At 37.4% G+C, this 8,085-nt stretch carries 8 protein-coding genes and 1 riboswitch; all 8 genes read right to left on the reverse strand.

Annotated elements, in window-relative coordinates; all coding sequences use genetic code 11:
- Window positions 1-550: potassium-transporting ATPase subunit KdpA (locus tag M0Q46_06485; protein ID MCK9583239.1), on the reverse strand; the 550-nt coding region annotated here is incomplete at its 3' end.
- 95 nt (window positions 551-645) lie between these two features.
- Window positions 646-820, reverse strand: a riboswitch (cyclic di-AMP (ydaO/yuaA leader).
- Window positions 821-886: 66 nt separating this feature from the next.
- On the reverse strand, window positions 887-1,546 hold the full coding sequence (locus tag M0Q46_06490) for a metal-dependent transcriptional regulator (protein ID MCK9583240.1): 660 nt from the start codon (window positions 1,544-1,546) through the stop codon (window positions 887-889).
- 16 nt (window positions 1,547-1,562) lie between these two features.
- Window positions 1,563-3,491, reverse strand: coding sequence for a ferrous iron transport protein B (feoB, locus tag M0Q46_06495; protein MCK9583241.1), 1,929 nt, complete (start codon window positions 3,489-3,491; stop codon window positions 1,563-1,565).
- Window positions 3,492-3,577: 86 nt separating this feature from the next.
- Window positions 3,578-4,012: a transcriptional repressor gene (locus tag M0Q46_06500; GenBank protein ID MCK9583242.1), complete on the reverse strand. Its 435-nt coding sequence runs from the start codon at window positions 4,010-4,012 to the stop codon at window positions 3,578-3,580.
- Between the two features lie 170 nt (window positions 4,013-4,182).
- The gene (gene groL / locus M0Q46_06505) at window positions 4,183-5,802 is read right to left on the reverse strand and encodes a chaperonin GroEL (protein ID MCK9583243.1); all 1,620 of its coding nucleotides are present in this window, start codon (window positions 5,800-5,802) and stop codon (window positions 4,183-4,185) included.
- Between the two features lie 23 nt (window positions 5,803-5,825).
- Window positions 5,826-6,113: a co-chaperone GroES gene (groES, locus tag M0Q46_06510; GenBank protein MCK9583244.1), complete on the reverse strand. Its 288-nt coding sequence runs from the start codon at window positions 6,111-6,113 to the stop codon at window positions 5,826-5,828.
- Window positions 6,114-6,284: 171 nt separating this feature from the next.
- Window positions 6,285-7,031: a hypothetical protein gene (locus M0Q46_06515; protein MCK9583245.1), complete on the reverse strand. Its 747-nt coding sequence runs from the start codon at window positions 7,029-7,031 to the stop codon at window positions 6,285-6,287.
- 19 nt (window positions 7,032-7,050) lie between these two features.
- Complete coding sequence (locus M0Q46_06520; protein ID MCK9583246.1) at window positions 7,051-7,872, reverse strand: type III pantothenate kinase; 822 nt, start codon at window positions 7,870-7,872, stop codon at window positions 7,051-7,053.
- Between the last annotated feature and the right edge of the window lie 213 nt (window positions 7,873-8,085).

Here is an 8,085-nt window from a genome sequence, read left to right on the forward strand (position 1 = left end):
GAAGCAATATATGAATAATTGAACGGGTTAGATCTACCCAAAAATTTCCTATCTCAGATACACTTTGGTGAACAAATGCTCTAATAAAAGCAACCATCGCGGCAATACCAGTTGCAGCAGACAAGAAATTCTGCACTGTCATGCCAAGCATTTGCGTAAGATAACTCATAGTACTTTCGCCGCCATAGTTCTGCCAGTTAGTATTTGTTACGAATGATATAGCGGTATTTAACGCAAGATCCCACTTCAGCGGCCCAGATCCATTTGGATTGAAAGGCAATAAATGCTGAAATTCTAAAATAAGAAAAAGAGCGACAATTCCTATGGCATTGAAAATAATTAAATTCAACGCATAGGTTTTCCAATTCATTTCTTCAGCAGTGTTTACGCCGAACAATTTGTAAAGAGTTTTTTCTATCGGCATTAACAACGGCATTAAAAAGGTTTTATTGCCAGAAAACACATTAGCCATATATCTACCCAAAAACACAGAACATATTGTTAAAACCGATAAAAAAAGTATGAGCTGTAGTACCCATCCACTAAACATAATATGAAACCTCCATACAACAAAAAAAATTAAGCTATATAAATAAAAAACACCAGAGAACCTATTTCTTTGGTGTTCTCTCAAAAGTAGAGGCTTAATGCGCCTCTTAGACTTACGGGGTTAGCTGTCGGGCTCGGGTTTGAGATGTCCCCTAATCCCGCCATCAGCGAGATATTAGCCCCAAGACTTTTAAAATCAAAGTCAAATTTGGGTTCCCCATCTTTCCATCCCGCTTTAACGAGATTAAGACAAGTTCAGTATGTTGTTTGGATTCTACTGCTTTGTTTTATTTTTGTCAATAAAACTTACATGACCCCAGTATAAATAAACTTAAAATTACTTCTTTCTAATATAAATCTGACCGGCTATTGCGCTATCTATGGCAATTTGCGTTTGGCCTGCAATTATTACAAAAGATGGGCTTTTCTGATGAAGTTTAATGGTAGCACCCGGGACAACACCCAGCGAAAATATTTTATGAATGAACTTATGCTCACCTGTTACTATATAAGCCACAACTCCGCTTTGCCCAACAGCAAGTTTTGTTAGCGGCACAACTATTGCCTCTATCTCCCCTTCCGCTTTTTTACAACACTCACCCGAAGGAATTTTTGAACCGTGCGGGCAATACTGAGGATGCCCCAAAAGCGTACAAATGGCATCTGTAACATCATGAGATATAATATGCTCAAATTCACAAGCATTTTTATCTAAATCTTCTTTTCTAAGCTCGATAACATCGGCAAAAAGACGCTCCGCAAGCCGGTGCCTTCTTGTGATATCTCTGGCAATTTTTTCTCCACTTTGAGTTAATGCAAGGTCGTTTCCATTTTCAACTATCACATGCCCTTGTTCCAAAAGTTTATCCAAAATACCTTCAGTAACACCACTTTCAATTTTTTCTTTTATTTTTGAAAAGCTTTTATCCCCAACTTCTATTGACTTCCAAATAATTCCAAGGGCTTCTTCCACATCATAATCAAAACATACTTTCATAACTGTACCACCTTTTTTACAAAATTTTAAATAATTTTATTGCGAAGTTTAATGCTCCACCAAATAATATTGCGTAAGTAAACACAAATAGCATTATTGTTAAAGCTAACTTCCAGCCCTTTTCTCTAACGGTTACAAAAAATTGCGCTATACAAGGCAAAAACAGTGTTATTATAACCGCGCTAACAGCAATTTGCGCATGAGAAAGCAGACCATTTTTTGCCATTATAAAAAACCCTGCCGCACCATAATCTCTTCTTAAAAAACCCATAATAAAGTTACCGGTTGTTTCCGCAGGAAGGCCCAAAAACCCGACAATAACAGGGCTTGCAAGTTTTTGCAAAACCAAAAGCGCGCCAATTTTATCCAGAGTGAAAAGTATAACAGTACCTAAAATAAATAATGGAACTGCCTCTTTTAGATACCATAACATTCGCATATAAACTTTTATTAAAATGTTTGAAATCATCGGCATTCTAATGGGTGGCACTTCTAAAATAAATGGAGACGGCTTGCCAGGCACTAACTTGTTGGCAAGAAGCCCAACAAAAACAAGAGAAGAAAATACCGACATAAACCAGATTGCCGTAACTTTAAATGATAAGCCGCCCAAAAGCCCTAGCACCACACCAAGCTGCGCTGAACATGGAACACCAAGAGCCAAAAGCAAAATAACCAAAAATCGTTCGCGTTTTGTTTCAAGAATTCTGCTTGTGAGCGTTGCCATAGTGCCGCAGCCAAGCCCGAGCATCATAGGTAAAACCGCTTTACCGTTTAAACCTATGAACTTCATAAGCTTATCTAACATTAAAGAAAGCCGCGGCAAATAGCCGGAATCTTCCAACACTCCAAAAAATAGAAAAAAAGTTGCAACAATCGGCATTATAATTGCAAAGGCATAGGTTAACGCCATAGTTATTACACCAAACTTACCAATAAAAAAATCTCTAATTATTTGTGGAAGCGATAAAGCACTAATCAGGTCAACAAAGAAAGGATTAACATAAACTGCAAAAACTTTTTTTTCTAATAAATTAACTAAAAAACCAGCACCAAACTGTCCTACAAACTTATACATAATAAATAAAACAAAAAACACAATAAAATAGCCCAAGATGGGTGACATTGATAAACTTCCTACTTTTGAAAGAAATGAGGAAGCTGACGATTTGACATTTTTTTCCACACGAGAAACCACAGAAAGCGCAAAATCATTTCTTGCCTTAAAAAGTTTGTAACTAAACTCGGCAGCAGGAACTTTTTTATTAAGTTTTTCCACCGACTTCTCAACAACTTTAATGTTATCGTTTTCAAAATACTTTATTGCATCATTCTGGCCAGCAAGCAATTGCGTTGCAATTGGCTTGCACACCTTCTGCGCGCTATCTTGAGGGCAAATTGAAGAGATACCCTGTTCTACATCTGATGAAAATATTTTTGGTGAAATTGCCACCTTAGCAGAAACAATTTTCTTTTTTAATTCACTAATACCAAAACCTGTTGTAGCTACAGTTTCAACTACACTGATTCCAAGTTGTCTTGAGAGCAATTCTTTATCAATTTTTATGCCTCTGTCTTTGGCTTCATCGGTCATATTAAGAACTAAAACCATTGGCAAACCAAGCTCCATAAGCTCGCTTGCTAAGAGCAACGAACGCACTAAGTTTTTAGCATCTGCCACCTGCACTATAATATCCGCCGACGAAAAAAGAATATCCCTTGATACCTGCTCATCTTCGGAACTTGGCAAAAGCGATATAGTGCCTGGGGTATCAATAACCTCAAAGTGCTTTCCGTGCAACTCCATAGTTCCGCGGCTTACATCTACAGTAGTTCCAGGGTAATTTGAAACAACCGCATAACGCCCGGTAAGCCGGCCAAAAACAACCGACTTGCCAACATTGGGGTTTCCAACTAAAGCAATTTTAGACACCTTATCTGCCATATTAAAAACTCTCTTTTATTTATGTCACCAAAACGTATCAAACTCTTATTATTGAAATTTGATTTCAATATAAACTCAAAAAAAAATTATTTTTTTGCTGCGCACGCCCTGCAAACTCCAAAAACCTCTAACTTGTGCGATAATGGAACAAAACCCTTAGAGAGTGCAACTCGCTCTTGAAGTTTCTCAAGTGTAGGATCAAACACTTCAATTAACGATCTGCAACGAGTACAAATTAAATGATCATGATGTTGATGACCATAGAGATGTTCGTATTTTACTACCCCATCGCCAAAATCAACCTCACTGCAAAGCCCTAACGATAAAAATAACTTCATTGCGCGATAAACAGTTGTATGCCCAATACCGCGGTATTTTTTTTTGACTAAAGAATGCAATTCATCAATAGAAATATGTTTTTCAACCCCAAGGAATGTTTTAAGAATGTTCTCCCGTTGAAGCGTAGAGCGCAAACCTTGTTCTTTAATAAATTGCTGTAAAATTACTATTTCTTTTTTCATAAATTTATAATCTCTAATGAAATTGTTTTTCAATAATAGCATCTAAAAACAATATTGTCAACTAACAATTTTATAGATTCCCGATTAAGCACTCGGGAATGACAAACCATAAATAAAAAGCCCGCCGTGTTTTAAACACGACGGGCTTTATTACTTATTATTTATGCTTCTTAATACTCAGGTGGCATTTGTGGCATTTGCATTCCAGATTTCTTCTCAGGAATATCTGTTATCAATACCTCAGTTGTAAGAAGAAGCCCAGCTATTGAAGCTGCATTTTGTAACGCAAAACGCGTAACTTTCGCAGGGTCAACTATACCAGCTTTTAGCATATCAACATACTCACCAGTTTCAGCGTTAAAACCAAAAGAGGCTTCTTTGCTGTTGCGCACTTTATCTACAACTATTGAACCATCTACACCGGCGTTAAAAGCAATCTGGCGAATTGGCTCTTCTAATGCGCGTTTTACTATATTTATACCTGTTTGCTCATCAAAGTCATTGCCTTTTAGTTTATCAAGTACCGATAGAGTACGCAAAATTGCAACACCGCCACCAGGCACAACACCTTCTTCCACACCGGCTCTGGTTGCGTGCATTGCGTCTTCAACTTTGAACTTTTTGGCTTTCATTTCGGTTTCAGTTGCCGCACCTACATTAATAACCGCTACGCCGCCAACAAGTTTTGCAAGGCGTTCCTGAAGTTTTTCTTTGTCGTAATCTGATTTAGTTTCGTCAATTTGTTTACGAAGTTGAGAGATGCGTTTATCAATTTCCTTTTTATCGCCAGCACCTGAAATAATTGTTGTGTTTTCTTTATCAATTACAACTCTTTTTGCCTGGCCAAGCATATCAAGTGTTGCCTTATCAAGTTTCAAACCAACCTCTTCAGATATTACAGTTCCACCGGTTAGTGTGGCTATATCTTGAAGCATCTCTTTTCTTCTATCTCCGAAACCAGGGGCCTTAACAGCCACAACTTTTAAAGTGCCTCTTATTTTATTTACAACAAGTGTTGCAAGGGCTTCGCCGTCTATATCTTCTGCAATTATTGTAAATGGTCTGCCTGTTTGCACAACTTTTTCAAGCAAAGGCAAAATTTCCTGCATTGAAGATATTTTTTTGTCGGTTATTATAAGGTAGCTATCATCAAGAGATGACTCCATTCTTTCGGCGTCGGTAACAAAGTACGGTGAAATGTAACCGCGATCAAACTGCATACCTTCTACAACATCAAGGGTTGTGTCGGCCGATTTTCCTTCTTCTACGGTTATAACGCCATCTTTACCAACTTTTTCCATAGCATCGGCAATAAGTTTTCCTATCTCTTTATCAGACGCTGAGATGGATGCAATTTGGGCAATTTCTTCTTTACCTTTTACCTGTTTTGCCATCTTTTTTATTTCTTCTACAACCGCGACAACGGCCTTATCTATGCCGCGTTTAATATGCATAGCGTTTGCACCGGCAGTTATATTTCTTAAACCTTCAGTAATAATCGCCTGAGCAAGAACAGCCGCCGTTGTGGTACCGTCACCGGCAACATCGTTTGTTTTTGAGGCAACTTCTTTTACAAGTTGAGCGCCCATATTTTCAAATGGATCTTCAAGCTCAATTTCTTTTGCAATGGTTACGCCGTCGTTTGTAACAACAGGGGAACCATATTTTTTATCAAGTACAACATAACGGCCTTTAGGTCCGAGTGTAACTTTTACGGCATTGGCAAGTTTGTCAACACCATTTTTTATAGCTTTACGCGCTTCGTCGGTATAAATTATTTGTTTTGCCATTGTTTCTTTCCCCTTTTTTTTAATTACTCAATTATGGCCAAGATATCATCTTGACCCATTATCATATATTCAACATCTTCAATTTTAACTTCCGTGCCAGCATACTTACCGTAAAGAACTTTGTCGCCTTTCTTAACATCCATAGCAACAACTTTGCCATCGTCGCCAATTTTGCCTTTACCTACTGCGATAACTTCACCTTCTTGTGGCTTTTCTTTTGCGGTGTCAGGAATTATTATACCACCCTTTTTTACTTCTTTGGACTCAGAGGGCTTTACAAGCACTCTGTCGCCAAGCGGTCTTAAAGCCATAACTGTACCTCCTGTTTTTATTTTTACTCATTTTTTTATCACTCTGCTTTATAGGGTGCTAATTATAACATGAGAGATATTTTTTGTCAAGTGTAATTTCTATGACGGGGAATATTAAAAAATTGGCACTCTTGATTTACAAGTGCCAATTTTTGTTAAATAACTTTTACCCTAAAACTTTGCGCCAAGACCAAGTACATAACCTATACGCCCATCAACAGAATTGGCACCAAGCTGCAAATATGTTGCAGGTAACAATGCGAGGTTTATGCCGCCCTCAATACGCACAATATTTACCTTACTGGTAAGATTTGTTATGGAGCTATCAGGTATTACATTTATAGAGTTATATCCTAACCCAACATAAGGAGTTATAACCGGCAAATCAAAAGACGCAAGAGCATTAACACCAATATCGTCGGCCTTAAATTTGTTTACGCCAACGCTTGCCTCAAATTGCGTATAAATTGCCTGCACAGAAACATTTGGGACTACAGGCAACGCACTTTTAATTATTCCATAACGAACTCCCCCACCTATTAGCGTTGAATTCTCATATGAAACAAAGCGGCCAATAAGGTCAAACTTTGCCGGCAAACCAATCTCTGCCTGCAAAATTGGTAAAAACATATTGTCTACATTAGATGCCTTTACAATTGTGTTTTCATCGCTTGTTTTTATTATTGGTACATGAATACCAATGTCAAGGCCAGGAAAGCCCAAAACCTTTGCCTGATGATAAGAACCACCACCAAGCAATACCCCAAAATCTTTTGCAAAATTATCAAGGTTTTTCTGTGCAACCGAAGAAGGCACACCAGATAAAGCATTATTGAACTGATCAAATGGGTTTGCGGCAAAGGAACAAGCAACAATAAAAAAGAAAACTGCTTGAAAAACCAATAACTTTTTAATCATACTTCCTCCTATGCTTTAGTTATTTCAATTTTTTATGCACAATCTTATGCACAGAATTAACAGGTAAGGTGTTTTTTTTCCACAAAAGTCTAATACCTTCAAGCGTAAGCTCTGGAACAATCGCACTTATTTTACTTATATTTTTGCAAACAGAAACTGCGAGACCACCCGTTGCAATGACCTTAACATTTTTGCCAATTTCGTTAGAAATGCCATCTATAAGCCCTTTAATTAAACCAACATAACCAAAGAAAATACCAGATTGCATACACTCCACAGTATTTTTGCCTATATATTTAGATGACTTTGAAAAAACAACGACAGGAAGTTTTGAGGTGCTAATTGAGAGAGCTTTTAGCGATAATAGTGGCCCGGGTGCTATTGCCCCACCCATATATTTGCCATCTTTACTGATACAGTCAAATGTTGTTGCTGTTCCAAAATCAACCACTATTAACGGGCCACCACATAATTTATACCCTGCTACGGCGTTGGCTATCCTGTCGGCGCCTATTTCTTGTGGTTTTGGGTATTTGTACTTAAGCAAACCTTTTGATTTTGTATATGATACAAAGTACGCACCACACTTAAAAATGTTTTTTGATAATTTCGCAAAAACACTATCAAGTTCCGGTACAACACTTGCAATAGCAACAGAAGTTATATTTTTCGCATCAATGTTATTTTTTACAAGAATTGTACTTAACTCTTTTGCATATTTATTTAAGCCTGCTTTTTTGTCAGTTGTTAAACGAAGTATCTTGTTGCACAAAGGGACATTTGGGTTTTTGTACAAGCCAATTGTTATGTTTGTATTTCCAATGTCAAAAATTAAAAGCATTTTTTCCTTTTTTTCACAGGTATCTTATCTATGTTGTCCACTAAGTTCCAAGCATTATTTTTTTAGTTGTCATTGCGAACCCGAAAGGGTGAAGCAATCTCGCCTTAACTATTAGATTGCCGCGCTTCGCTCGCAATGGGCATAATACTCAAAAAGTGTTGCTAAAAACAAGGGATAAAGTCTTAAATATAGACGACAAGTAAAAACATTTGA

The sequence above is a fragment of the Endomicrobiales bacterium genome (assembly GCA_023228045.1).
Taxonomy (GTDB): Bacteria; Elusimicrobiota; Endomicrobiia; order Endomicrobiales; family JALOBY01; genus JALOBY01.

Coding starts and splice junctions, on each gene's coding strand:
- groL (MCK9583243.1), bottom strand. CDS start 5,802: ATGGCAAAACAAATAATTTATACCGACGAAGCGCGTAAAGCTATAAAA.
- feoB (MCK9583241.1), bottom strand. CDS start 3,491: ATGGCAGATAAGGTGTCTAAAATTGCTTTAGTTGGAAACCCCAATGTT.
- groES (MCK9583244.1), bottom strand. CDS start 6,113: ATGGCTTTAAGACCGCTTGGCGACAGAGTGCTTGTAAAGCCCTCTGAG.
- M0Q46_06520 (MCK9583246.1), bottom strand. CDS start 7,872: ATGCTTTTAATTTTTGACATTGGAAATACAAACATAACAATTGGCTTG.
- M0Q46_06500 (MCK9583242.1), bottom strand. CDS start 4,012: ATGAAAAAAGAAATAGTAATTTTACAGCAATTTATTAAAGAACAAGGT.
- M0Q46_06490 (MCK9583240.1), bottom strand. CDS start 1,546: ATGAAAGTATGTTTTGATTATGATGTGGAAGAAGCCCTTGGAATTATT.
- M0Q46_06515 (MCK9583245.1), bottom strand. CDS start 7,031: ATGATTAAAAAGTTATTGGTTTTTCAAGCAGTTTTCTTTTTTATTGTT.